Genomic DNA, 23,586 nt, shown 5'->3' on the forward strand with positions numbered 1-23,586 from the left:
AAGCTCATGAAAAAAGTAAGCATATCCCTAATGTTGACGCTCCTGTTGCTCGGGACGATATGGGCAAAGGGCTCAACGGTTGATAAAACCGTCACGATCACTCACGTCAAAAAAGGTGAGCAACCGCAGGCTGTTCTGGATGCCCTAAGGAAGGACTTTGCGAATACCACTATCAAGGACACTGCCTTCTTACCGGGTACATTATACGGCATGGAATGGTCTGTTCAGTAAAAGGACGGCACAGACGGCGATACCGCTGATTTGCAGTACTAACAGGTTACCGCTGCGGGTCCTGACGTAAACTGCACTGCCGTTTATGATAAGAGCGGTACTCTACTTAGCTATAAGGAAATCATCAGGCAGGCTGACCTGCCAGGTTCCGTCGCTAGGACTATCAACAATGAGTTCCTCGGTTGGAAAGTGGTCGGGAGTCGGGAGCGAATCAAGTTCTCCAAAAATAGAACCGTGGTGTACCGCGTCGAATTGGCTAAAGGTAAGGAGCGCGAAATTGTTTATTTCGACGATAGCGGCAAGGTCCTGCGCGAGGTTAAACATCACCGATTATAAGGCCCTGAAGCGTTTTCTGCCCAAAGAGAAACACGCCAGCCGGAATCGTTGAGCGGAGTTAGGATACCATACTCAGCGTTTTTCATTCAGTTAACGCAATTTTCAATCTTATCAACATGGACAATCAGAACGCATTCGTGGCGCTTTTCGACAGCCACGACCTGGCCGAGGAGGCCGTCAAAAAACTTCATAAGGCGGGCTACGACATGAAAAAGCTCTCAATCGTAGGCCAGGATTATCATACTGAGGAGAACGTAGTCGGGTATTACAACCTCGGCGACCGGGTGAAGAAATGGGGTGGTGGGGGTGCCTTCTGGGGTAGTATCTGGGGGTTGCTATTTGGATCGGCTTTCTTCATCTTGCCAGGTTTAGGACCAGTCGTGATTGCCGGACCGCTGATTGCCTCGCTGGTCGGGGCGCTGGAGGGGGCCGTGGTCGTGGGTGGTCTCAGCGCTCTGGGAGCTGCCCTTTATAGCCTGGGAATTCCCAAGAACAGCATCCTGCAGTACGAGACCGAACTTAAGGCGGGTAAATTCATGCTGGTCGCCCACGGCACCGCCGACGAAGTAAACAAAGCCCGCGACGTACTGGGCATCAGTGAGGAAACCGCTCCGGCTGTTAATGCCTGACCGTATATTCTCCAGTGCCGGGAAGCCATTTCCCTGATTGGCTTCCCCATTTTTCAAATTCCTTTAGCCATTTTGCTGATTCTGAAGACTTATGCGAACAACATGAGCGGCTACTGTATTGCGTTCCATTTTATCCTACTCAATCGCACACGTATGAAATCGATGTGTTTTCTTCTCACCATGACGGCGTTATTTCTATACGCCTGTACGCCCGAAGGTCCCGATACGGTATCCGGCTACGACACCGTCATCACACAGCACGATCCTTCGTTTAACTTCTCGACCGTCAAAACGTACGTCCTAATAGATTCGGTTGCCCAGATCATCGACAGCTCTGACATCAAGGGGAATGTTAAGATTCCGTCGGACATCAACAAACTGGTTCTGGCTCAGGTAGTTGCACAATTAAAGAAGCAGGGATGGACTCCGCTCAGTGCCAGCTTCTCAGAGATTGGTCAGCAACCCGACATCGTTGTGCAGGCATCGGCCATCGCTACTCGTAATACTATCATTTACAAAAACTATTACGGCAGTTATTGGTGGAACTACTGGGGCTGGTATCCCGGCTGGGGTTATTACTACCCCGACTATGGCTTCGGCTACTATCCTCATGGCGTATCGTATACGAATTACACATCGGGCACCATTAGCATCGACATCTTGAACCCGAAAGGAGCCAGCGCCGGTATTAAACGGATTCCGGTCGTCTGGTCGGGTGCCTTACTGGGTGCTGCCTACCAAAACAACGCGACGTTGCAGCAGCGGATCACCAGCGGCATTCAGAAGGCCTTTCAGCAGTCGCCTTATCTCTAACCGTTTTTCACTTAGACGTAAAGCTTTATGAAAACGATTCATCAAAAAGTGTTGGTAGTAGCGTTAATCAGCCTGCTTACCCTGACGAGTTACGCCCAGAAAGGCTACTCTTCGATTACCTATAGCCTTTCTTTTCCTTCAAGCAAAACGTCCGATTACATTGATGAAGCCAGTTGGCGCGGGGGAGGGTTTGAAACCGGCTATTTCCTGGGTAAACACGTTAGCGTGGGCATTGCTACGAGTTGGAACGTCTTCAATAAAAACCTTGGACAATCTACTCTAAATGCCGGTAATAATACAGATGTGTCGGGTAACACGTACCGCTATATCAATGCCGTACCAGTTTTTGTTACGAGCCACTACTATTTCGGCAAAACGGACGGCTTTAATACCTACGTGGGGGTTGGCGTGGGGACAATTTACCGCAAGCAGGAGACAGACATTGGCGAAGTATCCTTCGTCAATAGGGGTTGGCAGTGGGGTCTGTTTCCGGAAGTGGGCGTCAATATTCCGCTGTCTTACGGTGTTAAAGCGTTGGTAAATGCCCGCTACAATTACGGTTTTAAAACCGGCCTGGTTGGCGATACATCTTACCTCAACGTCAATGTAGGCTTAAGCTTTTCGCATTAGCCCGGATGATAGAGGCAGATCTAAAGATCAAGCGAGATTGTGTAAAAGAGTTTCATAGTGATTATCCACCATAACTAAGTTCTTGCCACCTGTTGGTATGGCTTACTCGAAGAAGCGTTCGCGTCTGGGCTTGTGGTTAGGGGCGGCAGCCCGATTCGAACAGGACGAATCACGAACGCTGGTAAGGGCACGATGGCCGGTAGCCAGTCTGAACGAGGTCATTGGATGGAACTATAATGTGCTGAGTTTTTCTGTACCGTACAAATGGATCACTAGTGTAGAAACGATTGACGGGTGGTCAGGCTTCGGTTGGAAGGGCTTTGGATTGAGATGATAAAATTGACTGACCACCGCCAATCGGTCTTACTGCGGACTCGGTATCAGTTCACGGGTACGTCATTTTGCCAGCCTATTCCCGTCTTCGACGTAGAAGCGTTGATGCGCAGGGCCAAAACGGAGGGGCATTGCGACATGAACGGGCCATTGGTCAATTAGTTTGACCAAACCTAGTTCTGTGTTATTCAAACGGCCGGTAACCATTCAATTAAACTGATTCAACGCTTCACTCACTCACCAATTAGTCAGATGGTTAACCATCAAATCGCAGTATAATTAGTCCGTAGATACGTTGAAGCCGCTGAGCGATAAAGCTCGCATTAACGTAACAACCAGTATATGTCTATGGCAACTGTTCTGTTAACCGGCGCAACGGGGGGCCTGGGCCACCTCGTCACTCAAACCCTTCTAAACGAAGGACATAGGATCATCGCCACGCGGCAACATGGTAATAATCCGCAAAATTCCATAATTAATCAGGCAGATTCGTTATTTATTTACGACGTTGATCTATCCGATGAAGCGCCTATAAAAGCGTTGGTACAACGGGTCATTGCCGAACATGGTCCCATCAATTCAGCCGTACTGCTGGCCGGTGGCTATGAAGGGGGATCACTGGCTGAAACTGACGGAACTTTGATTGACAGGATGATGGCTGTTAACTTTAAAACAGCGTATCACGTTGTTCAGCCGATTTTTTCCCACATGAGCAGTCAACCAACTGGCGGGCGATTTGTGTTGATCGGTGCCCGGCAACCCCTCGAAGCACAATTGGGTGCACAAGCAGTGGCCTATACCTTATCGAAATCGCTACTATTTCAATTGTCCGACTTAATTAACGCGTCGGGAAAGGAACATAACATCGTGTCGACGATCATTGCGCCCAGCACGATTGACACGTCCGCCAATCGCCGGTTCATGCCTAATGCAGATTTTACAACCTGGGTCAATCCGCAGACCATCGCCGACACAATTACTTTTGTGTTGTTCGGCGCCGGACGAGATCTTCGTGAAACCACACTTAAATCGTATAATCAAGTGCAGTAGACTCGTCTCACTTGTAAACAATATCGTGGTAGTCAGACTAAATAGTCAGATCGCGTTTATTGTTCGCCTTTGCAAAAACGGTAATCCAAACTCACTGCAAAGGAAAATGACTGGACGCGTCGCGTCGGCCATTCCGTCCCCAGTTCTAGTAGCCTGCATCAATCTACTTTTAAAAATATTAACCTCGCTCTTCGTGAAGAGCGAGGTTAAAGAAGCGGGAATTAACACTTACGAAGCCGTGCTGAACCAACTGATGCCTACTGTTTTTCGACTGAGACTTGTACGGTGTAATCCGACAAGTTGATCGCCTTACCGGCTTCCGGGTAAGGAAGCACTTCCTGCAGGTTCAGTCGGTAAGTTTGCCCATTGATGGTAAAAGGCTTATCAACCGCCTTATCCGGGTAAGCGGGCAAATCAACTTCAACGGCTTGGGTTGCCCCCTGCTCGCTGGCTTCAAAAAAAACTTTCACCGAGCCGGCAGTAATACAACGGGCATTGATAGGACAACGACTATCGACAACCTGAGCTACTTTAAGTTCGAGCGAAGTACCCTTCAAGCGAACGCTCTTCTGATAAGCCACGCTCTGGTCCGATGATTGAGCCGGAGTTAGACTCGATTGCCTGTCGCAGGATACCATTATCCCGACGAGAGCTAAGCTAAAAAAAACAGTTTTCATAAGGTACTATTAGTGATTGTTACTCTAAAGTGATTCTTTGAAATGCGTTAGAGTTGGAATGACAGACTACTTTTTATAGTCCATTAACTATACATCCGACATAACTGATTGGATGCCAGTGTTTATGATAAATAATATTTCTATTAGAGCGTGTTGACAATTACAAGAGTAGAATCATGGCCGACGCTAAGTAGACAAAACCGGCAAAACTACTGGCCGTCTTTTCATAAAGTGTGGCTACCCGCCGGTACTGCTTGAGTTTGTCGAAATAACACTCCACCTTGTTGCGGTCCTTGTATAGATTCTCGTCGATGGGTCGTGGCTCAAGCCGACTTTTCTTAGCAGGTACGACGATTTCAACGCCCGCTCCCCGTAAGCCATCAAGCAACGAGTTAGCATCATAGTCGCACCGGCGCCCCGGCTCGATCAGTCAACACCGCATCTGTTTAATAGTCAGCCAGCAAAGCCTCGGCCTGAGTGATATTGGCTCGCTCGCCTACCGTCAAAATGATGCGTAACGGGTTGCCTAGAGCATCGACCATGGCATGAATCTTCGGGCTCCTGCCGCCTGCTGATTGCCCTAAACACTCGCTGGCAGGATCACTTTTTTGTCCTGCTGCGTGTTGGTGCGCCCGCAATACCGTCGAGTCAATCATCATCGGACCGCCGATGCAGCCAGTCCAAGTCGGGCTCCTGCAAGTTCTCGAAGGCTTTTTGCCAGACACCGGCCTCGGCCCACCCGCACCGGCGGACCGTTCGGAATCGGCGGTAAACGGAGTTCCAGCCGGGCCGCCGGTGCGGCTCCGAAGCGTTCAGGCAAGTCACCCCAAGGTGCGCCACTACGGGCGACCCTCAGAATAGCCGGGCCGTCGGTGCGGTAGCATGGAGCAAAGTTGCAAAACGACATCCATTTAATCTAATTTTCCACGCGCTCTAATTGGCAAGATATCACTCAGCCTATGCGACGGGTTGAAGTTGACAGTTGTTAAAGTTGAAGTCGATCTTTCAGATGGAATCGGACGTTTTTGTGGACGATTTATAAATTATAAAATACATCTATTTAGGTTGGGTGCTTTTGACAGTTCCTCAAGCCTCAATTTTACGGATGACTATTTTACGAAGGGTCCAGTGTAATGGAGAAAACTCCAAAAGGAGGCAAAAATAGAATTGGATGTTGTAGAGAATTACACTAATCAGTAGATGACATAAGTACTTAATCAAATTATTATGAGCAACTTATAGAAAATAATAGCAGTTGTTATTTTTGGTATATGGCTTGGCACCCGTTTTGGTTTGCTTTGAAGAGGGTAGTTAAATAACAAAGAGTAAAAGTATGAGACGACACAAGAAAATTAGTCTTGTGTTGGATTTGTGGTGTGGCTAATAACACCAATCCTTCGTCCTTGGATCTCGGTTTGTTTATACTACTCTACTAAACAAATATTTTAACGTATACAAAACGATTACAGCTATGAATCAATGCCATTTCCCTAGCAGCGGGTCAAAACTTTACCCATTTAATTTAAATCGATTTAGTCGATTTCGTTTGTTCACATTGCTTGTGTCACTTTGTTCGTTGACCACTCAAATCGATGTGGTTGCCCAGGTTAAAGACTATGCCACGGACCCACATCTAACGAAAGAGGTACGTGCTTTTTTGAAACTAGTTAATGCTGGTCCCCTCCCCGAGACGTTTCCACCCAGGGAAGCCAGGAAGTTACTAGAGAAGGCGCAAGCCTCCGTTAAAGTAGACCTGTCAGGCATTGACGTCTCCGAGAAAACGATCACGGCTGACGGACATATTATAAAACTTAACATCGTTCGCCCCAAAGGGGTGAAGGGTGAGCTACCGGTGTTCATGTTTGTTCACGGAGGAGGTTGGGTATTTGGCGATTTCCCGACGCATGAGCGGATGGTGCGTGACTTGGTGGTGCTATCGGGCGTTGCGGCCGTGTTTGTCAATTACACCCGCACCCCGGATGCTAAGTTTCCCCAAGCTATCAACGAGATTTATGCCGCCACAAAGTGGGTGGCCGACCACGGTAAGGAGATCAACGTGGACGGAGGCAACATGGCGGTGGTGGGCAACAGTGTAGGAGGCAACATGACGGCGGTTACTGCTATTCAAGCCAAGGAGAAACATGGGCCCACCATTAAGTTGCAGATTATGATGTGGCCCATATTAGATGCGGACTTTAATACAGAGTCGTACAAGGAGTTTGGAAAAGACCGGTATCTGGCCACATCGACCATGAAGTGGATGTACAATATGTATATTCCTAATCCTAAGGATCGTAAGCAAATCCATGCTTCACCCCTTCAGGCTACTATAAAACAACTAGAAGGACTTCCCCCCGCTCTAATTATGGTAGACGAAAATGACGTTCTTCGGGATGAAGGGGAGGCTTACGGACGAAAGCTGAACGAGGCAGGCGTGAAAGCGACCACCATTCGCTATAATGGTATGATCCATGACTTTGGACTGCTAAACGGCCTCGCGGAAATTCCACAAACGCGTTCTCTGTTTGTCCAGGCCGCTGCCGAGCTAAGAAAGTACTTGTTGCCGAGCGGACTCCCTAGTGAATAGTTGTCCAAAGTTCGTTCATTGAGGTTAAAGATGGTAGTAAAACCCAATGTGGCTTTACTACCATCTAATCAAATGAAAACAAACGGTATCGGTATTCGGCTCCTGCTGGACGTACTGCTATACCGTTGTCACTCCAACTGCCCACTTTTAGTCCGGGTGCCGCTATTGACGGTGCCGACGACAATGCTCTGTTCCTGAATTAAAAACACGATACAGATATGAACTGAATGATACTTATGGAAAATCAAATTTTAGGGCTTCATCACATCACCGCCATCGCCAACAATGCTCAACGCAATTTTGATTTTTATACCCATTTGATTGGCCTGCGGCTGGTAAAAAAAACCGTCAATTTTGATGATCCCTTTACCTACCACCTGTATTATGGTAATGAGGAAGGTACACCCGGAACCATCCTTACCTTCTTTCCCTGGGAAGGCATCGGACCGGGCAAAAACGGAGTTGGCATGGCCACTGAGATCGGGTACTCGGTCCCCGGAGATAGTCTGGATTACTGGGCTGGTCGGTTTCGCGAGTCTGGCGTATCGATGGGCGAACAGGCCGACCGATTTGGTGACCGCTACCTGCTATTTACCGATCCAGACGGTTTAGCTCTCTCCCTTATCGTTTCCAAAACTACGGATGACCGACCAGTCTGGGAAACGGCGGATGTAAAGCAGAATATAGCAATCCGGGGTTTTCATAGTGTCACGCTCAGCCTGCAAAAGATTGACAGAACGGCTGAGATACTAACCGAACTATTCGGTTACCGATTACTGGCGCAGGAAGGGAACCGCTATCGATTCATGACCGATGCCGTACCGAATGCCTCGATTGTCGACCTGCTCGAAGAACCAAGAGGAAAATCAGGTCGGAATGCCGCCGGAACCAACCACCATCTTGCCTTCCGGGTGGCCAATGAAGCCATCCAAATGGAATACCGTGAAACGATTTTACGTAAAGGCCTGCAGATTACTCCAAAAATAAGCCGCGACTACTTCTTTTCTCTCTACTTCCGAGAACCGGGCGGTGTATTGTTTGAGATTGCCACCGACAACCCCGGCTTTACGGTCGATGAGCCGTTGGAGAAATTGGGCACGAGCCTCATGCTCCCCAGCCAGCACGAAGCCTTAAGAACGAACTTAGAGAACACCTTACCAGACCTGAAATAAGTTTTCGTACGCACCGTGGTCGATATAAAACTAGAGCAACGAAAAGCAGAAAGGTACCTTTGTTTTGTGTGAGACAGTGGCCGCAATCGCAGAAATGATCGTTGATATCTTCAGCATTACCCTGACGGTTTACCATGCCGAAGTGAATCCGGAGGCAGAAGGGGAAGTGTATGCCTGACTACTATTGCCAACAATGGTTGCTTATGTGCGGGACCATATGCTGACTCTACTTCTGCTTTGTCTTTATGTGCTGGCTCAGTTCGGATATGCTCCTAGTCAGTATCAGGACGTATGGTATGGGTAACTAAAAACTGAATAGCATATCTCGGTATAGACTATTTATAACTACATAACACCATCTACGATGCAACAGGAAGCAATGCTCACGGCTGGCCAACCGCTGACTAATAAACCCAGGACCCTGATATTGCTGCATGGCAGAGGGGGTAGAGCTAACGATATTCTGTCGATAGCCAACCATCTGACCGTTTCTGATTTCGCTTTGCTTGCACCACAGGCTCCGGATAACAGTTGGTATCCAGCGTCTTTCCTGGCTCCGCCCGCACAAAATGAACCCTGGCTTTCGTCTTCACTAAGCCTGCTGACCACTTTAGTTGAATCGCTTGGTAAGCAGGGCGTTCCGCAGGAGCGACTGTATTTTCTCGGGTTTTCGCAGGGGGCCTGTCTAACGCTAGAATTTGTTACCCGACAGGCAACCCGCTATGGGGGCATAGTTGCCTTTACCGGCGGGCTGATTGGTGATAAAATATACCCCGAAAAGTACAGCGGTGTATTTGCCGATACACCAATTTTTATTGGAACCAGCGACCCTGACGTTCACGTACCGGTGAAACGGGTGCATGAATCAACGGTATTGTTAAAAAGCATGGGGGCCAACATAACCGAGAAAGTCTATGTGAACATGGGCCATACCATCAGTCAGGATGAAATTAACGCAGCGAATTCGCTTATTTTTACTCACTCGTAACTACATCCATTCTCCTTTACCCAACAAATTGTACCACTCGCCGAATCAATTTTAGTCAAGATAGATCGGGTACACCACATCAAAGCATTACAACTTGATGAAGATAATGTTGCTACTCTTTAGTAGGGAGGTATACTTGTTTTAAAGGCTTTTAGTTTTGTCAGAGGACTGCTAACGATTGATAGATCTTCCGTTCATTCCGCTCAACTATTTGGTCAGGAAAGACACTCAATGTCAAGTTGGAATTGTGTATTTCTGTAATTGTCGCTCCTTACCCTTACGAAATTAACAAGTGGTTTGGCGAAGCACCATTCCCCGATTTTCATCTTATAGCCAATGTGTTGGAGATGCCGGGTAATATTTGCCCTTATAACGCTCCCTTGATACGACAACTTGGCTGAATCGGGCGCGAGTAGTTGCTGGGCATTGCTCCAGCTGTACCCCTGCTAATACTCTATGATGATGGCAGCGCGATTTGCCCTACCTAATCGAGAACCTTTCAAAGACTATTTATGCCTATCAGCTGTACCAGCACTCCAGGCTCATTGCAACTGCCAGTAAACCCCCGATTATCATGTATAAAATTCTGATACTGACTGATTTCTCTTCGTCTTCGCACCATGCAGTGGTTTTTACGCAAGCTCTCTTTGCCGATACAGCCACCCAATTCAATTTACTCCATGCGTTTTCAACCGAACCGACCGAGGGGTTCACCGGGTCCTTTTTACTGGCCAAACAACGCCGGTTGGTCGAGGAGTCGTTACAGAAACTTGAGCGTACAATAACGCAGCAGCTTGTACCGAGCTACCATACCTACCGGACATTGGCGATGCTGGGCAGTCCAGTAAGTGCCGTTGAGACCCTGCTCGCTCAGGAATATTTCGATCTGGTTGTGGTGGGAGCTACCGGTTTGGGCCTTACTGAATTCTTTGGCAGTGTTGCGACGGGTATGATCCGGTTCGCTAATACGAATGTGCTGGTGGTGCCGGTTTCGTCACCCATCCGGACACTTAAGCAGATGGTACTGGCAATGGATTATCAATCGGTCAATGATGCGGAGTCATTTTCGTTTTTGACAGCCCTGGCCCATCGAAAAGAGGCCCAACTTACGCTGCTGACCATCGAAGTCAGCAGGCAATCAGATATGCTGACCTCCGATCTGAGTCGCCAATACGTATTCAGGGCTTTTGAAGATATTCAGATAGACACCTATAGCATCCACGACGAGGATGTACAGAAAGGCATCAATGCGTATTTAGACAACCATACGGTTGATTTATTCGTCATGATGCCCCATCACAAAAGTGTCTTTGATGTGTTTGTGAACAACAGCGAAACCCGCCCCTTGGCCTACCATCCGCGTGTTCCACTGTTGACTCTGTACGATTCTCCTGTTCCCCGCGAAAGGACCCGCTTCAGATTTAGATGACACTCCGTTTGCAACTTACCGTTTTGGCTTGTCTTGTCCAGAAATCATACGGCCAGCAGAACCTGCTCACCGTTTTGATTCGTCAAACGAATACTTAACCCCGCCTGCCATGCGATTCGCTTTTGCTTTCTTATTGGGGCTTCTGGCTGGCACTTCCATGGCCATGCCCTTGAAAGCCCAACCCCCTACAGTGGCTCAGTCCGACAGTCTGTGGCTTCTGCTGCGAGCCAACAAAGCTGATACCAACCGCGTCAAGGTGTTGTTACAGTTGGGAACAAATCTGTTCCTAAAACCCGGGGAGTCGCTGGTAGATCTGGATAAGGCCCTATCGTTTACCCAGCAGGCAGAAGTGCTTAGCGAAAAATTAAGTTATACACGTGGGCAGGGAAATAGCTATTTATTGTTCTCACAGATTTACAGGGAGAAAGGCTCGCGAAAAATTGGGGAAAAATACATCGACAAAGCGGTAGAATTCCTCCGCTTGCATCAGACCTTCGAAGAGTTAGGAGCCGCCTATCTAGAGCATAAACATTATTATTCGGCTTTTGCGAGCAAAGAAGAATTGCAGAAGCGAATTCAACTAGTGGAACAAGCGTTGGCGGCTTTTCAGCGATCAGGGAATCGATTAAAGCAAGCCAATACATTAGAGGAACTAGCCGATTTACATACTATAGCAAACAATTTACCACAATCCCTCTTAGAACTCAAACAGGCCCTAGCAATATATCAGGCCATAGGCTACCGACCGTTGCAGGCTGTTTATGATCTACTGGGAGCGGTTTCATCCCAATTAGGTGATTACAAAGAGGGCATCCGCTATGGTTTGCTGGCCGTCGAAACGGCTGAACAGCTTGGCGATCTAACCACAATGGTCTGCACCATCTACAACCGGGTGGGCTTAACTTACTTCTTCCTTAAAAAACACGAACAAGCTATCATTTACTTCCGAAAGGGTCTTACACATGCCATTAGACTTAATGATCATCAAGCTATTCATATCCTGACTCACAATCTATCCAATGGGCTTCAAAGACTAAACCGCTCAGAAGAAGCACTGTCTTTAATAGATAATATAGTAAAAAAATACCCTCCCACTGAGCTAAATGATCAGGTTTTACTTACGGCTAACTTCGTTAGGGTTTACATTCGTCTGAAGCGGTATAATCAGGCTGAACAGTATTTTAACCAACTGTTGCAAATTAAAAAGGCAAATGAAACAGGCGACTTTGATTACATAGCGTTTTATAACACAGCTACTGAGTATTTTTTTAGCACGCACCAATATAATCAGGCCCGCAAATACCTGAAGGATCACCAGGCGCTGGTTACTAAAGTTCACCTGGTAAAGGAAGCTGCAACAGTTCAGAGAATGTGGTTTAAACTGGATTCGGCGCAGGGTAACTATATCTCCGCCATTAATCATTACCAGAAGTATAAAACTTTTGAAGATTCGTTGCTAGGTGAAGCTAAAAGCAGACAGGTTACCAACCTTGAAATTCAGTACGAAACGGGGAAAAAAGAGCAGGATATTAAAATCAAGCAAGAAAGAATTTTCCTGCTTACAGAAAAAAACAATGTACAACAAACACAACGCAATGCGCTGATTGGGGGGAGTGGTCTGCTACTAACTATTCTACTATTGGGTTTTAACCGCTATCAGCTTAAGCAACGCAGCAACCAGTTGCTGGAAGTCCAGCAGCGACAACTCAAGGCCCAGCACGAGGAATTACAGACTCAACAGGAGGCATTACAGGCTCAACAGAAGGAAATTGGCCACAGAAATGACGAGTTACAGCGGCTGCTAACCGAAAAGGAACGACTCTTGAAGGAGATTCACCACCGGGTCAAAAACAATCTCCAGATAGTCATGAGCCTGTTGAACTCCCAGGCCGCTTCCCTGCAGGATCAGGCCGCCCTGTCGGCCATCCAACAGAGCCAGCACCGGGTGCAGGCCATGGCCCTGATCCACCAGAAATTGTATCAGACCGAAGGCATCGCCCGCATCCCCATGGCCGAATACATCGCCGAGCTGGTGGCTTACCTGCATGAATCGTTCAATCTGCCCCAGCCCATCCGCTTTGTGGTGCAGGTGGCCCCCATCGAGTTGGACGTGACGCAGGCGGTGCCATTGGGACTAATCATCAACGAGGCCATTACCAACGCCCTCAAGTATGCCTTCCTGGGTGGGCGTCCGGGCACGGTGCAGGTCGGGCTGCGGTCGGTGGCCCAGACGGGCTGTGAGTTGCTGATCGCTGATGACGGCGTGGGCCTGCCCGCCGACTTCGACCCGACCCGGAGCCGTTCGCTGGGGATGACCCTGATTCGGGGCTTCAGCGAACAACTCGGGGGCGAATTGGAGGTCATCAGTCCACCAGGGCTGAGTCTGCGGCTCCTCTTTCAGGACGAGACCTACCTGGTTAACGCCTGAGTACGGACATCGGTAGGGCTGACTATTCTCCATGACGGACGATACATACTTTTTTGTCCTGCCTTTATTCGGACGTTTTACTGAACGGTGATGGAGTAGGAGGGAAGTGGCCGAAAACTGCCTTTTTAGCGTCCAATAAAACCGTTCAGTTTAATCGTTCACAGTTTTGACCTGTTCAGCGCTTTTTTTGAACGGTTTTACAAGACCCGAACAGACTTGTCTACAAGGCCTTGAGGCTTTTAGCTAACTCTATTTTTTGTCTTTCAAAGCGTAACCCCTCAATCACTCGATGATCGACTATGCATCAGGCCCGAATCTGCTATATTGACGGGTATTTCCGGTAGTAGTACACAACCGGTGTGATAGCGGCCGCAAACCAGAATCCACGGTCTGCATTTGAAGTAGAGATACCGTACGAATCACTCAAATTAGAACCGCTTTCTCGCTTCGGAAAGATGAGTATAGCCAAGTTGGCCCCGTGGCATGAGCAGTCAATACCTGCCCTAACTTCGCTTGGTGCTTTGTAGGAGTTGCTGATAGTTGTCAGGCTTGTGGAGAGTGATACCAGTCACACGCTCAAAATGCTTAGGATTAAGCGTAAAAACTGGTACATCAAAAACTAAGGCGGTGGCAATTGTGTAAGCATCACCAACGCCGGTATCGGGCCATCGACGGGCCAGAGCCAACGCAGTTTCACTAACCCCATCGCTGTTTAGAACAATGTAGTTGTCCAGCCGCTTGCGATGTCGATCATACTCCACCCGGCTGATGGGCATCGCCAGCCCCCGTTGGATCAGTAGCCAATGCTGTAATTCAATGAAGACTGCCGTGCTAATTGTTTCTTGGTACTGCTCAATGGCCGTTTGGTAAGCCTCTATAAACGGCGGTTGGGCTAGAAAAACACGACTTAACAAACCTGTGTCACAAAGGAGGGCAGGCTTTGTAAGGGTGATCAAGGGATGGGGGTAGGTTCAAGGTGTTTATGTTTGCCCAGTTCCTTAGCTATGGCCAGACCAGGGTCTTCTTTGGCGAGTTGACCGGAGAGAATGATGCCTTCAACTACCTGGCCCGATGCGTTGAAGAGTTTAACCTTAAGCGGCTTTTTGGTCCTTAGCTTTGCGTTGCTCGTTGCCATAGCGGGAAGAATGATTCACAAACTTAACAAAAATAAGGCCCAATTGATCTAAACTTTGAGCGTTCTCTGCGTTCCCAACCATCTGATAAATGATGATCATTAGCGGTCGATCACTAAAGCAATGGCTGAGTTGAACCCCCATCTGCCAGCCTTTTGCTGACCTATACTATACCATCCCAAAAGCAAAAGAGGACTATTGGGACCAGTTGAGGGTGTTTGTTGAAATCTGGAAGCGAAAAATATATCCGTTTGCGGACAGTAATTGTACTATTACAGAAAAATCAGAAAGAGGAATTAGTAGCTGAATAAAGAAGTTAAACGGAGGCCGGTTTTGGCCATGTCCAAGAATCTGAAACATTTTCCCGGAATGTTAGCAACTACCCTATAGTGGGCTGAATTATCACTGCAAACCACAACTCTGGACAATACTATTACTCGGTGACGGTGGTGTTACACTGCTGACGGCAGTAGCGCGGCCCTTGCCATTAGTTTACCCGTTCCGGCCGGGCCGTATTCTTGAGCAAGTCAACCATATTACGGGCGTTGGTCTTCCTGAACAGGTTACTGCGATGGTTGCGTACTGTATTGACGCTGATGCACAGCCGGTCAGCAATTTCTTTACTGCTCAGTCCTTTTTTGATTAACTGAACCACTTCTACCTCGCGGGCGGTCAAGTCCTGCTCGGGAGCCGCCGGTACGTAGCTGCCCACGCGCTGATAGCCCAGTTCATGCACTTTGTACCAGTCGAGCTGAACGCGGGTTATGCTGCGCTCGGCCGACAGATCCCGGAACAGAATATAGTGAATCGGGCAGTCGTGCTCGTCAAGGTAGAACAGCCGCTCTTCATGCAGGCTCAGGTACTCTTTTCGCCGACGCAGCCGGTACTGAATCGTGAATCGATACTGGAAGACTTCAGTTGGATCAATGCTTTTTAGCACGTCACTCGCCTTTTGAGAACTTCGCTGATAGGAGTCGAGAACGTCGGGGTGGATCAGGCTCATAAAATCGTCGTATGTTTTAGCGGCCAGTTCATCGGGCGAAACGCCGAAAAACGCGGCACTGTTGCGGCTCAGAAAATGCGGCCGATGCCCGGCATCGCACTGGCTAATGACCCAACCCGGAAAGAGTTGTTCCAGAATCGACAGGGCGGGCGCTGGCAGGCAGGGGACGTCGGTTCCCCACTCACGGCCCTGACCGCTGACAACCTCTCGTTGCTCTTGCTTGTTCATAATAATCAGTTGGAGGAAGATATAAGGTGGCATTTTATGTGTACGTACGCATAAACACAACACAAAAATAAGCAACTTTCCCGACCAGACAGGATGAAAATGCTCAAAACACAGCTATATTGAGTAATCGGTCAATTTAGTAGACAATAAACAATAAGTACGTACACACATAAAGTTAAAAAAATAGCCGAAATGCCGTCAGGATTTTTGGTTTATCGTGTTTCGTATTTTGTCGAGCAGCATGTTCAGCAGCAGCAACTCGCTGGGTTCGAGGTGGCCGAGAAGATTATTAATTTCCGGGACGCGCTCTTCGACCTTCATGAGCAGGTCGAGTCCTTTCTGAGTAATGCTGACGTCAACCGACCGCTTATCGATGGCCGACGGGCGGCACTCGATCAATTTTTTGTGTTGCAGCTTTTCGGTAATGCGCGACACGTTCGAGGACTTGTCCATCATGCGTTCTTTGATCGTGTTGACGCTGACCGGATTACCTTTTTGTCCGCGCAGAATACGCAGAACATTGTGCTGAGGCCAGGTGATACCGAACGATTTAAAGAAATCGCTGTGCAGGGTTTTCAGCCAGGTGCCGGTGTAGATCAAGTTGATGCCTGCTTTCGAGAGTTCGTTCCGAAAGGTGGTTTGCTGAATATCGTCTTCAATGCGGTGGTACTGATTATTGTTCATCGGTTAGGCAGTTCTTCGTTTTGACGTGATAAGCAATCTGACAAACTTACTACTTAATCGAAAACGCTGCCTTTTGATGAACAAGTTGACCCGGTAGAGAATAGTGCCGGATTACTTTTCTGAGTCGTATGGCTGTCACTTCAGGGAAGATGCGTCAATTTTTTTTGAAAGATCAACTGGTGTTTGCATTGAACAGCGTTTTCCCAGATCGGTTCGGGGTAGGGGCGCAGGAAATATTCTTGGTCGATGCCGATTAAATCAAATCCTTCCTGCTGGTAAAGCGCGATCTGACCGATGCCGGAGTTACCCGTGGCAATCAGCAATCGCTCAGGGCCGTGTTGTTGGGCCGCTTCGGTCAGTGCCCGGAGCAACGCCCGTCCTAATCCTTGGCGTTGGTACTCGGGCGCGATGGCAATATTCACAATCTCGCCTGCCGTATCATCTACCTGTAACAGACCGACGCCAACTACCTGCCCGTCGATTTCCAGTACGCACATCTTACTGTTGGGCAGGTAGGCGTCGACAAGTGCCCGGCTCTCATCAGCCAGTAGCAGCAGATCGTAGGGGATGGGATCGTCTCGTCGGCGCGACGTTCCCCAATCAGGTAGTCCACGGCGTTCAACAGGATAGTGTTATCTTTTACGTAACGCTCTTCGCTACTTCGGTTCATTGGCTGTGATGCAGTGAATACCCCCACCGCCCAGGTTCACCGGCAGAATATCGACTGGAATTACCTTTTTAGCCGGAAAGAGCGATTCCAACAGCCGTCTGGCGTCTGCGTCCTGTTTTCGCAGGGCAGGGTCTCTGCCTTTTTTCCAGTAATATGGGACGAGTACGCATTCATTGACGATCAGAAAATTGAGATAACTGGCGGCTGCAACCACGGGAACCGGCTTCCCGACGGGGAAAACGGACCCATCCTGGTAGGTCAATTGACTGATGATGTCGTAAACGCCATCGCCGGGCTGAAGTGTCGTAGTAATCGGGCTGGGCAACTGCATCCTGAGAATCCTGAACGGACGCCCCCGCATATCTGTCGCGCTTCGCAGTATCCGGACATTATCGTCCATTCGCCGACCCGTTTCCCGCTCCAGAGGGCTGTGCCGATCCGTCGGGTCAATCCAGGCCAGCAGAATCGTGCTATCGTTGACAAAGCGGGCGACCTCGTCCACATGGCCGTTGGTGGTCAGGGTCGTGTAGTATTTCTTTCCCTGCGGTCCGTCTATTGGCCCCCGAAATGTGTGGTCATCATCGCGGAGGCCTTCCGCCAGCCAGATCACTTTCTTCGCGCCCAGCACCCGCCTGAACTCAGCTTCTATCTGTTCGAACGAAAGCGATGGGTTGCGCTCTTTTTCGACTGCCTGAACTGCCAGCAACACCCCCTGCCGATTGATCTCCTGATCGCCCCCCTCCGTAATCAGGGCGGAACTGGTGATCGGCAACTTCAACCGGGCCGCAATCCGCTCATCGAGTTGCTCGTCCAAGCGGGCGGCCGCATCCGTCGTGTCGGCGTAGCCCCAGGTGTTGAACCTGAAGTCAGCCATCGCTTTCTGCCCGTTCGCATTGCGGACAAAGCGCGGTCCCATATCCCGTGCCCAGAATTCCTGATAAGGAAACGTATGCAGCGTAACTCGCTCGGTTGCCAGCAAACTATCGGGCAGCAACGCACTCGCTCGCTGCCGAAGACTCTCGTTAGGAACAATCAGGTTAATATGAGCGTACGGGGCCACAGCCCTGATTATCGTTGCGATGACCGGCTCGATAGGCAGTTCCTTCTTGTGGGTCACCTGTGGATAGAGTAACCAGACAGCTTCGGTCGGCTCGTATTCCGCTACCTGGCGATAGGCCGGCGAACCGGCTGGCTGCTGCGTGGACGTCTGACAGGCCAACCCGATCGCACAAGTCAGAACTACCACCAACAACGTAGTGTGGTGTTTCATAGTCAATCGATGCATGAGTACAGTTGATATCTACTAGTGGCTGCTTTCCTGTAATCTACGGTGTCCGTCGTTCACGGTCAACCAGGCCGGGTTCGTCGGGAAGGCGGTTTCCGAAAATGAGTTCATGATCCCAGCGCAGAAAACCACGTCCGTAGCTGCGTGTCCACCCGTGGGTTTTGTACCGGTAAAAAAAGTGCAGGCTGACTCCAGCTACTGAAAAAGAGCCGAAGATCCACCAGAAGGTGGGGCTGTTCCAATAAAAATAGACGAACAGCCCCAGCAGGACATACTTCAAAATCCTGAACCGGACCGGCTGGGACTTGGGATGAAACGCCACCCGAATTTCCCGTTTTAGTAGTTCGTTCATAATCGGTTCGCTTTAAAAAGCATCAAATACCTCCGTTGAAACGAGCCGTAAAAGTAGCCTTTGCGGGATCCATCGTCAATGGTCCTTTTGTACTAATTCGTGCTCAATGGCCTGTTAATCAGGATTTAGTACAAAAGCACTATTTACCCAAGGCTGGCTTACCCGCTACCTTTGCTGGCGAAACCAACTCAATCACAAGATGATCTGGGAAAACTTAGGGGGGCAGTTTGACCCCGGCCGCCAACCTGACGCCGACCGGCATCGGCTCGTGGAGAGAAACCGACTTCTTTCGGACGCTGCGCACGGGTAAACGCCCCAACGGTCAGGAATTACACCCGTCGATGCCCTGGCCGCAAGTTGGGATGATGACTAACGACGAACTACACGCCATCTGGCTCTACCTGAAAAGCGTACCGCCGAAACCGTTCGGAAACAACTGATGATAATCGATTTTTTGTCTACAAAACTAAATAACCAGATTACTGACCATTCATTTCTTTTTAAAATATGAGCCTCTCCCTTATTGCGCCACAGTCGGGCTTCGTACCCGGCTCACTGGTGACTCGCCATCCGCTCGAATACGAAGGCGCGATTGCCGAGATTCAGCGCTTTCGTGGGCGCATTTACGCGCACGACAAAGCCATTCCAGTCTCGGCTTTAGACGCATCCGGCCGACATCGTTCCGAACTCGATTACCACGCCTGGCACATCGTTGCCCGCAACGCCGACGGACTGATCTGTGGCGTGATCCGGGTGCCAATCTATAAGATTGGCACCGAATTAGCCTTATTTGAATTGCACCACGCCCTCGACCGCATGGAACCAGCACTACAAACGCTTTATGGCAACGTCATTCGGGATTTCCTGAACCATTCGGCGCGGGACTACTCATTTGTGTGTGAACCCGGCGGCTGGGCCGTCGATAAGCACCTATGTAACCGACTGACAGGTGTAACGCTGGCCGCTGCGATTTGGGCGCTGGGCGCGCATTTTGGTGGCTATTGCGCCATTGCAACGGCTACCACCAAGCACCACGCAGCCGACATACTGACGAAGATGGGCGGCTTTAATCCCTTGGCCGGAACGCCCTATGCCCACTTTTATGACGTCTTTTTTCGCTCCGGTATGGCGTTCGTTTTCTTCCAGTCGGACAGCTTCAATGCTCAGTTTACGGGTTTGATCGCGAAGGCTGACGATCAGTTGACGATGGTGCAGAAAGTTGAAGAAACGCGGATTTTGTCAGGTAGATACGAAGCGGCCTACGTCTAACAGGAAAACATGATTGCCAAAGGGGTCAGTACTGATGAGTCATACCAGTATCAGAACCAGAACTTTGCGCTGTTCCGCGTCATCATTCCGTACCTGAACGGCTTCAGCGACAAGAACGTAAATGACCGGCTGATGGCCCTGGCGAATGCGTACCTGAGTTACCTGAACCAGCAGGTATTTGGCCCGGCGGGGATCAAAACCGTGACGGCCAAACCGGATGCTCAGAACCCTACACTGTTTTATCCGTTCCCGGCGGGCAGCATTCAGGGCATAGATTTCGGTGATTCGACCTTGTTCTCGGCGGGTAGCGGGATCCACCTGTCGATGGACGAACTGAACCAGTTCCTGAGTAAGCTGCGGTTCACCGATACCGTGCTGAACGCCCAGCAACGCAAACTGATGGACGATAACAACCTCGGCTGGTATCGGGACAACGTCACCAATGGTACCCAGGTCTCGCACGGAGGGTATCTGTATTACCCCAGTTCGAACGGTGACGGGTCGCTGAAGACGTCGTACTATGATTTCTCAATCGGGGCTGGGGAGGTGGGCAAAACAGCACAAACGGCTATTACTCAGACTTTAATAAACTAAACGACAAATCAGGGGCAAGGAACAGACGCTAACCTTTTCCTGGCTGGCCGAAAAATGCTTGTGGTCAGCCCAACTGTACCGCTGTAAAGAAAACCACATTGACGGCGATTATGGATTTTGTAGTCACCGTGCTCGCCTACGGATCGGCTCAAGTCTAACGGCACCAGTGGTAGGCCTCAACCTGAGTAATATTGACCAATGAAGCACACACAGGGGCTGCTAACGTGGCCCCTGTTTTTTGTTCTCATAACTCAACCTGAATTCGTCCAATTAAAGGGCTGTCAATCACCTTTAATTGGACGAATAAATAATTGAAATTCAATAAACTATGGATAGTTGCATTGTATTTCAAAACCGTTCACGAAATCCCTTGGCTATATGGACGTTACCTATTGTTCAGAGACGTAGCTGGACCCTTGTAGTCAGCAGTTGAAATCGTCCACGAAAAGGTTGCCTTTTCTGAACGCTCACTATGAAAAGTACAAACTCTGAGATGGGCAGAAATCAGACCGCCCTAATGATATCACAATGGTAAAATGCAATTTTCTGAGTAGTCTTGGCACCGGCTCCGGCTCGCCGCTTGAAACCATTATTCGTTGACAAACGGCCATCTTGGAAGGGGTAGAAAAGCGAAACGCTCCCCAAGTCGTTTACCGATTATGTTAGGAGTGTTCCGCCAACGAGAAATTCTGATCAGAACTAAACGGGTGAGTGCTAATCAGCGGTTGATAACTCTCTGGTTAGCATAGCTGTTGGCAGGAGCTACTGCCGGATCAAAACCCGATGTGACACGGCACGACCCCGGAGCGGGCTACCCTGACGCTGGAGCTGCGCGACCAGGAGCGAGCGGCCCAGTAAGGGCGGGTGCAGGCCATCCAGCGCCAAGCCCACGAGCTGCGCCAGCAGGAGGAAGCACAACGGCTCAAACTGATCGAGGAACAGGAGCCCAACCTTCAACGCGAGCAGAACCAGGGGCGGAGCCTAAACACGATTCAGGGCCGGGGCATGTAGCGAGTCAAAGCGGTTTCTTCATTATTTCCCATCCCAATGGTGCCCAAATGAGTTGTAAGAGCGATGACAAAACAAGATCTTATCCGCAGGATTAGCCAGCAGACGGGTTTCGATGAAGAAACCAGTCGATTCGTCGTAGAAACCTTCTTCGAGGTAGTCAAAGAGTCCCTGACGCAAGGCGAGCCCATTTATGTACGGGGTTTTGGGAGCTTCATTCTCAAACAGCGTGCCCGCAAAACAGCCCGTCATATCGCTCAAAACACCGCCTTCATTGTGCCCGCTCACACTATTCCTTACTTCAAGCCCAGCCCTGAATTCACCGATCTGGTCAAGCAGCGAGACGTAGCCCGAACCACTCAGGAATAAGTCAATCAGCGCCGATTACGCAACGGAGGTCGACGGCTGAGTCTGGGCCGTGTTTTTAGCCCTTCGGCCGCGCGGTTTACCCGTATAGGCAGGCTTAGGCGTCTGGGTATTGAGTCGTAATTCATAGCCCGTTACGCCATCTTCGTGGGCAAATGGGTGGATGGTAAACACGTAGGGGATCTTCTGGTATTCGACGCCCCCCTTTTGTAAGATCAAGGCTAAGGTGATGCTGTAACTGTTAGTTTTCTTGACTAATTCAAAGCTGTCTGAAACGTCCTCTTGAGTGGGAATCAGATACAACGATTTGATCTTACGTTTCCCTTGCTCCATACCAATTTTGAAGCGGGTGGCCGTCGGGTCAAGGGCCAATTGGTCAACCGTCTTGTGGGAGAGGATCAGTTTACCCGTGGCCGAGATCGAACCCGTCAGGAAGACTTTACGAGTTTGCTTGGCCGTTGGCTGCTGACTGGATTTGGTATTGTCAGAAGGGGAGAAAAATTGAATGGCTACGGGTTTCATATTGGTCAGTGGTTAGATCGTCGCGCAAACATAGCCAATAAGTGAGCTACTCAGAGCGATTGGTCAACGCAACAGAACTCACTCATTTTTGTATTTTTCCCAAGAATACTGGATACGGATTCTTAGGTTAAGAGAATTTTCCGGGAAAGCAACCGCCGTATGATGCCATGGGTAGGGCTACTTTTGCGCTGACTTTTGTTCAGATTGCGGCAGCACAAACAATCGGTTTTGCCACCCCGCCCGACCCGTTGGTCAGCCGGGGGAATGCTTTGGGCCTGCGGACAATCATCGTTGGAGTGATAGACCAATTGCTGAAGACAGTAGAAAGGCAATACGTGAGCCATGGGTGGTCAGGGTCAGTGGTGAGTAAGTAATAACTTGACCCCAAGCCATTTTAGTGCTGGCGATAGCGTTTCTTAACATACTGTTGATTATAGAACAAGAAATAGCCATAATCTAAATCAATTGAAGTAAAGGACGTAAGTTTTGTTTTATTGCTCATAAAAGCCCAATAGCACTTAATCCGCAAACCATGCAACGTCGACTTTTTCTCCAATTGCCCCTACTGGCTCCTGCTATAGCGACGGCCAAACCGCCTTTGGCCAATATACCCATCAGCAACTTGGTGGTCGACCCTCCTAAAAAAGCGATTGTCGTTCGGGCGGGGGAGGATCGTACCAAGCAGCCATTTCAACTGCCGGATGCCACCTTTCAGGTAAAGGTATCGGGCAAGGATACCGAAGGACGCTGTGTGATCTTTGATACCACTCGATCCCTTAAAGCGGGACCACCCTTGCACCTGCACACGGATACCGACGAATGGTTTTTGGTTGTGGATGGTGAATTCAAATTTCAGGCAGGGGATGAAACGCTGCGGTTGAAAGCAGGCGACTCACTATTAGTACCTCGTGGCCTACCTCATGCCTTCATCAAGACCAGTGAAGGCATTGCCCACTTAACGATTATGCACCAGCCCGCTGGTACGATGGAAGAGTACTTACGCAGCTTTAGTCAAATGAGCGATCAAAGTATAGCCAGTCTGCGAACGTTGGCTGAAAAACACAATACACGAGTTCTTGGTCCCCCACTCAAACCCGATTGATGAAAACATATATTAATAACTATAATTTTGGAGTCAGCAGGAGATCCAACATCAGGTTATCACAAAG

General features: G+C 49.3%; 28 protein-coding genes. 17 read left to right on the forward strand and 11 right to left on the reverse strand.

What is annotated here, in order from left to right; genetic code table 11:
* Positions 1-6 precede the first annotated feature (6 nt).
* The 6 genes from ACYVHB_RS26550 to ACYVHB_RS26575 all read left to right on the forward strand — a co-directional run bounded on the left by ACYVHB_RS26550 (position 7) and on the right by ACYVHB_RS26575 (position 4,022).
* Complete coding sequence (locus tag ACYVHB_RS26550; RefSeq protein WP_461054892.1) at positions 7-231, forward strand: hypothetical protein; 225 nt, start codon at positions 7-9, stop codon at positions 229-231.
* A gap of 452 nt (positions 232-683) precedes the next feature.
* Complete coding sequence (locus ACYVHB_RS26555) at positions 684-1,196, forward strand: general stress protein (RefSeq protein WP_461054894.1); 513 nt, start codon at positions 684-686, stop codon at positions 1,194-1,196.
* 153 nt (positions 1,197-1,349) lie between these two features.
* Positions 1,350-2,009, forward strand: coding sequence for a DUF4136 domain-containing protein (locus ACYVHB_RS26560; protein ID WP_461054896.1), 660 nt, complete (start codon positions 1,350-1,352; stop codon positions 2,007-2,009).
* 27 nt (positions 2,010-2,036) lie between these two features.
* Positions 2,037-2,639 carry an OmpW family outer membrane protein gene (locus tag ACYVHB_RS26565; RefSeq protein ID WP_461054898.1) on the forward strand — a complete coding sequence of 201 codons (603 nt, stop codon included), beginning with the start codon at positions 2,037-2,039 and terminating at the stop codon, positions 2,637-2,639.
* Between the two features lie 330 nt (positions 2,640-2,969).
* On the forward strand, positions 2,970-3,134 hold the full coding sequence (locus ACYVHB_RS26570) for a hypothetical protein (RefSeq protein ID WP_461054900.1): 165 nt from the start codon (positions 2,970-2,972) through the stop codon (positions 3,132-3,134).
* Positions 3,135-3,320: 186 nt separating this feature from the next.
* On the forward strand, positions 3,321-4,022 hold the full coding sequence (locus tag ACYVHB_RS26575) for an SDR family NAD(P)-dependent oxidoreductase (protein ID WP_461054902.1): 702 nt from the start codon (positions 3,321-3,323) through the stop codon (positions 4,020-4,022).
* Positions 4,023-4,279: 257 nt separating this feature from the next.
* On the opposite strand, the gene ACYVHB_RS26580 is transcribed toward ACYVHB_RS26575, so the two are convergent.
* Complete coding sequence (locus ACYVHB_RS26580; protein ID WP_461054904.1) at positions 4,280-4,699, reverse strand: hypothetical protein; 420 nt, start codon at positions 4,697-4,699, stop codon at positions 4,280-4,282.
* Between the two features lie 160 nt (positions 4,700-4,859).
* Positions 4,860-5,129, reverse strand: a complete 270-nt coding sequence (locus ACYVHB_RS26585) for a transposase (RefSeq protein WP_461054954.1) — start codon at positions 5,127-5,129, stop codon at positions 4,860-4,862.
* A gap of 1,041 nt (positions 5,130-6,170) precedes the next feature.
* On the opposite strand from ACYVHB_RS26585, the gene ACYVHB_RS26590 reads away from it, so the two are divergent.
* The 6 genes from ACYVHB_RS26590 (at position 6,171) to ACYVHB_RS26615 (ending at position 13,303) form a co-directional block, all read left to right on the forward strand.
* The gene (locus tag ACYVHB_RS26590) at positions 6,171-7,286 is read left to right on the forward strand and encodes an alpha/beta hydrolase (RefSeq protein ID WP_461054906.1); all 1,116 of its coding nucleotides are present in this window, start codon (positions 6,171-6,173) and stop codon (positions 7,284-7,286) included.
* A gap of 72 nt (positions 7,287-7,358) precedes the next feature.
* Positions 7,359-7,484 carry a hypothetical protein gene (locus ACYVHB_RS26595; RefSeq protein WP_461054908.1) on the forward strand — a complete coding sequence of 42 codons (126 nt, stop codon included), beginning with the start codon at positions 7,359-7,361 and terminating at the stop codon, positions 7,482-7,484.
* Between the two features lie 38 nt (positions 7,485-7,522).
* Entirely contained in the window at positions 7,523-8,458 is a 936-nt protein-coding gene (locus ACYVHB_RS26600) for a ring-cleaving dioxygenase (RefSeq protein ID WP_461054910.1), read from the forward strand.
* 364 nt (positions 8,459-8,822) lie between these two features.
* Entirely contained in the window at positions 8,823-9,446 is a 624-nt protein-coding gene (locus ACYVHB_RS26605) for an alpha/beta hydrolase (protein ID WP_461054912.1), read from the forward strand.
* A 574-nt stretch (positions 9,447-10,020) separates the two neighbouring features.
* Positions 10,021-10,875, forward strand: a complete 855-nt coding sequence (locus ACYVHB_RS26610) for a universal stress protein (protein WP_461054914.1) — start codon at positions 10,021-10,023, stop codon at positions 10,873-10,875.
* 109 nt (positions 10,876-10,984) lie between these two features.
* Positions 10,985-13,303, forward strand: coding sequence for a histidine kinase dimerization/phosphoacceptor domain -containing protein (locus tag ACYVHB_RS26615; RefSeq protein WP_461054916.1), 2,319 nt, complete (start codon positions 10,985-10,987; stop codon positions 13,301-13,303).
* A 503-nt stretch (positions 13,304-13,806) separates the two neighbouring features.
* Here ACYVHB_RS26615 and ACYVHB_RS26620 read toward each other — a convergent pair.
* The 7 genes from ACYVHB_RS26620 to ACYVHB_RS26650 form a co-directional block, all read right to left on the reverse strand.
* The gene (locus ACYVHB_RS26620; RefSeq protein WP_461054918.1) at positions 13,807-14,259 is read right to left on the reverse strand and encodes a type II toxin-antitoxin system VapC family toxin; all 453 of its coding nucleotides are present in this window, start codon (positions 14,257-14,259) and stop codon (positions 13,807-13,809) included.
* On the reverse strand, positions 14,256-14,438 hold the full coding sequence (locus ACYVHB_RS26625; protein ID WP_461054920.1) for a hypothetical protein: 183 nt from the start codon (positions 14,436-14,438) through the stop codon (positions 14,256-14,258). Before ACYVHB_RS26625 ends, ACYVHB_RS26620 begins: the two co-directional genes overlap by 4 nt.
* Positions 14,439-14,923: 485 nt before the next feature.
* On the reverse strand, positions 14,924-15,667 hold the full coding sequence (locus ACYVHB_RS26630; protein ID WP_461054922.1) for a helix-turn-helix transcriptional regulator: 744 nt from the start codon (positions 15,665-15,667) through the stop codon (positions 14,924-14,926).
* A 198-nt stretch (positions 15,668-15,865) separates the two neighbouring features.
* The gene (locus ACYVHB_RS26635; RefSeq protein ID WP_461054924.1) at positions 15,866-16,351 is read right to left on the reverse strand and encodes a MarR family winged helix-turn-helix transcriptional regulator; all 486 of its coding nucleotides are present in this window, start codon (positions 16,349-16,351) and stop codon (positions 15,866-15,868) included.
* Positions 16,352-16,491: 140 nt separating this feature from the next.
* Positions 16,492-16,920 (reverse strand): GNAT family N-acetyltransferase, encoded by a 429-nt coding sequence (locus tag ACYVHB_RS26640; protein ID WP_461054955.1) that lies wholly within the window; start codon positions 16,918-16,920, stop codon positions 16,492-16,494.
* Positions 16,921-17,007: 87 nt separating this feature from the next.
* The gene (locus ACYVHB_RS26645) at positions 17,008-18,306 is read right to left on the reverse strand and encodes an agmatine deiminase family protein (RefSeq protein ID WP_461054926.1); all 1,299 of its coding nucleotides are present in this window, start codon (positions 18,304-18,306) and stop codon (positions 17,008-17,010) included.
* A 40-nt stretch (positions 18,307-18,346) separates the two neighbouring features.
* Complete coding sequence (locus ACYVHB_RS26650; RefSeq protein ID WP_461054928.1) at positions 18,347-18,658, reverse strand: hypothetical protein; 312 nt, start codon at positions 18,656-18,658, stop codon at positions 18,347-18,349.
* A gap of 227 nt (positions 18,659-18,885) precedes the next feature.
* On the opposite strand from ACYVHB_RS26650, the gene ACYVHB_RS26655 reads away from it, so the two are divergent.
* The 3 genes from ACYVHB_RS26655 to ACYVHB_RS26665 all read left to right on the forward strand — a co-directional run bounded on the left by ACYVHB_RS26655 (position 18,886) and on the right by ACYVHB_RS26665 (position 20,521).
* Complete coding sequence (locus ACYVHB_RS26655; protein WP_461054930.1) at positions 18,886-19,098, forward strand: hypothetical protein; 213 nt, start codon at positions 18,886-18,888, stop codon at positions 19,096-19,098.
* 67 nt (positions 19,099-19,165) lie between these two features.
* Entirely contained in the window at positions 19,166-19,927 is a 762-nt protein-coding gene (locus ACYVHB_RS26660; RefSeq protein ID WP_461054932.1) for a hypothetical protein, read from the forward strand.
* Positions 19,928-19,936: 9 nt separating this feature from the next.
* Positions 19,937-20,521, forward strand: coding sequence for a serine hydrolase domain-containing protein (locus ACYVHB_RS26665; protein ID WP_461054933.1), 585 nt, complete (start codon positions 19,937-19,939; stop codon positions 20,519-20,521).
* Between the two features lie 762 nt (positions 20,522-21,283).
* On the opposite strand, the gene ACYVHB_RS26670 is transcribed toward ACYVHB_RS26665, so the two are convergent.
* Entirely contained in the window at positions 21,284-21,478 is a 195-nt protein-coding gene (locus tag ACYVHB_RS26670; protein ID WP_461054934.1) for a hypothetical protein, read from the reverse strand.
* Positions 21,479-21,595: 117 nt separating this feature from the next.
* Between ACYVHB_RS26670 and ACYVHB_RS26675 the strand changes: the two genes are divergently transcribed.
* On the forward strand, positions 21,596-21,898 hold the full coding sequence (locus ACYVHB_RS26675; protein ID WP_461054935.1) for an HU family DNA-binding protein: 303 nt from the start codon (positions 21,596-21,598) through the stop codon (positions 21,896-21,898).
* 15 nt (positions 21,899-21,913) lie between these two features.
* Here ACYVHB_RS26675 and ACYVHB_RS26680 read toward each other — a convergent pair whose 3' ends face one another.
* Complete coding sequence (locus ACYVHB_RS26680) at positions 21,914-22,417, reverse strand: hypothetical protein (protein ID WP_461054936.1); 504 nt, start codon at positions 22,415-22,417, stop codon at positions 21,914-21,916.
* A 532-nt stretch (positions 22,418-22,949) separates the two neighbouring features.
* Between ACYVHB_RS26680 and ACYVHB_RS26685 the strand changes: the two genes are divergently transcribed.
* Positions 22,950-23,519, forward strand: a complete 570-nt coding sequence (locus tag ACYVHB_RS26685) for a cupin domain-containing protein (RefSeq protein ID WP_461054937.1) — start codon at positions 22,950-22,952, stop codon at positions 23,517-23,519.
* The last annotated feature ends 67 nt before the right edge of the window (positions 23,520-23,586 follow it).

The organism is Spirosoma arcticum, from assembly GCF_054779955.1.

Excerpts from the sequence above, each read along its gene's own strand:
- ACYVHB_RS26550 (WP_461054892.1), top strand. The coding sequence starts at position 7 with ATGAAAAAAGTAAGCATATCCCTAATGTTGACGCTCCTGTTGCTCGGG.
- ACYVHB_RS26555 (WP_461054894.1), top strand. The coding sequence starts at position 684 with ATGGACAATCAGAACGCATTCGTGGCGCTTTTCGACAGCCACGACCTG.
- ACYVHB_RS26560 (WP_461054896.1), top strand. The coding sequence starts at position 1,350 with ATGAAATCGATGTGTTTTCTTCTCACCATGACGGCGTTATTTCTATAC.
- ACYVHB_RS26565 (WP_461054898.1), top strand. The coding sequence starts at position 2,037 with ATGAAAACGATTCATCAAAAAGTGTTGGTAGTAGCGTTAATCAGCCTG.
- ACYVHB_RS26570 (WP_461054900.1), top strand. The coding sequence starts at position 2,970 with ATGATAAAATTGACTGACCACCGCCAATCGGTCTTACTGCGGACTCGG.
- ACYVHB_RS26575 (WP_461054902.1), top strand. The coding sequence starts at position 3,321 with ATGGCAACTGTTCTGTTAACCGGCGCAACGGGGGGCCTGGGCCACCTC.
- ACYVHB_RS26580 (WP_461054904.1), bottom strand. The coding sequence starts at position 4,699 with ATGAAAACTGTTTTTTTTAGCTTAGCTCTCGTCGGGATAATGGTATCC.
- ACYVHB_RS26590 (WP_461054906.1), top strand. The coding sequence starts at position 6,171 with ATGAATCAATGCCATTTCCCTAGCAGCGGGTCAAAACTTTACCCATTT.
- ACYVHB_RS26595 (WP_461054908.1), top strand. The coding sequence starts at position 7,359 with ATGAAAACAAACGGTATCGGTATTCGGCTCCTGCTGGACGTACTGCTA.
- ACYVHB_RS26600 (WP_461054910.1), top strand. The coding sequence starts at position 7,523 with ATGGAAAATCAAATTTTAGGGCTTCATCACATCACCGCCATCGCCAAC.
- ACYVHB_RS26605 (WP_461054912.1), top strand. The coding sequence starts at position 8,823 with ATGCAACAGGAAGCAATGCTCACGGCTGGCCAACCGCTGACTAATAAA.
- ACYVHB_RS26610 (WP_461054914.1), top strand. The coding sequence starts at position 10,021 with ATGTATAAAATTCTGATACTGACTGATTTCTCTTCGTCTTCGCACCAT.
- ACYVHB_RS26615 (WP_461054916.1), top strand. The coding sequence starts at position 10,985 with ATGCGATTCGCTTTTGCTTTCTTATTGGGGCTTCTGGCTGGCACTTCC.
- ACYVHB_RS26625 (WP_461054920.1), bottom strand. The coding sequence starts at position 14,438 with ATGGCAACGAGCAACGCAAAGCTAAGGACCAAAAAGCCGCTTAAGGTT.
- ACYVHB_RS26630 (WP_461054922.1), bottom strand. The coding sequence starts at position 15,667 with ATGAACAAGCAAGAGCAACGAGAGGTTGTCAGCGGTCAGGGCCGTGAG.
- ACYVHB_RS26635 (WP_461054924.1), bottom strand. The coding sequence starts at position 16,351 with ATGAACAATAATCAGTACCACCGCATTGAAGACGATATTCAGCAAACC.
- ACYVHB_RS26645 (WP_461054926.1), bottom strand. The coding sequence starts at position 18,306 with ATGCATCGATTGACTATGAAACACCACACTACGTTGTTGGTGGTAGTT.
- ACYVHB_RS26650 (WP_461054928.1), bottom strand. The coding sequence starts at position 18,658 with ATGAACGAACTACTAAAACGGGAAATTCGGGTGGCGTTTCATCCCAAG.
- ACYVHB_RS26660 (WP_461054932.1), top strand. The coding sequence starts at position 19,166 with ATGAGCCTCTCCCTTATTGCGCCACAGTCGGGCTTCGTACCCGGCTCA.
- ACYVHB_RS26665 (WP_461054933.1), top strand. The coding sequence starts at position 19,937 with ATGATTGCCAAAGGGGTCAGTACTGATGAGTCATACCAGTATCAGAAC.
- ACYVHB_RS26675 (WP_461054935.1), top strand. The coding sequence starts at position 21,596 with ATGACAAAACAAGATCTTATCCGCAGGATTAGCCAGCAGACGGGTTTC.
- ACYVHB_RS26680 (WP_461054936.1), bottom strand. The coding sequence starts at position 22,417 with ATGAAACCCGTAGCCATTCAATTTTTCTCCCCTTCTGACAATACCAAA.
- ACYVHB_RS26685 (WP_461054937.1), top strand. The coding sequence starts at position 22,950 with ATGCAACGTCGACTTTTTCTCCAATTGCCCCTACTGGCTCCTGCTATA.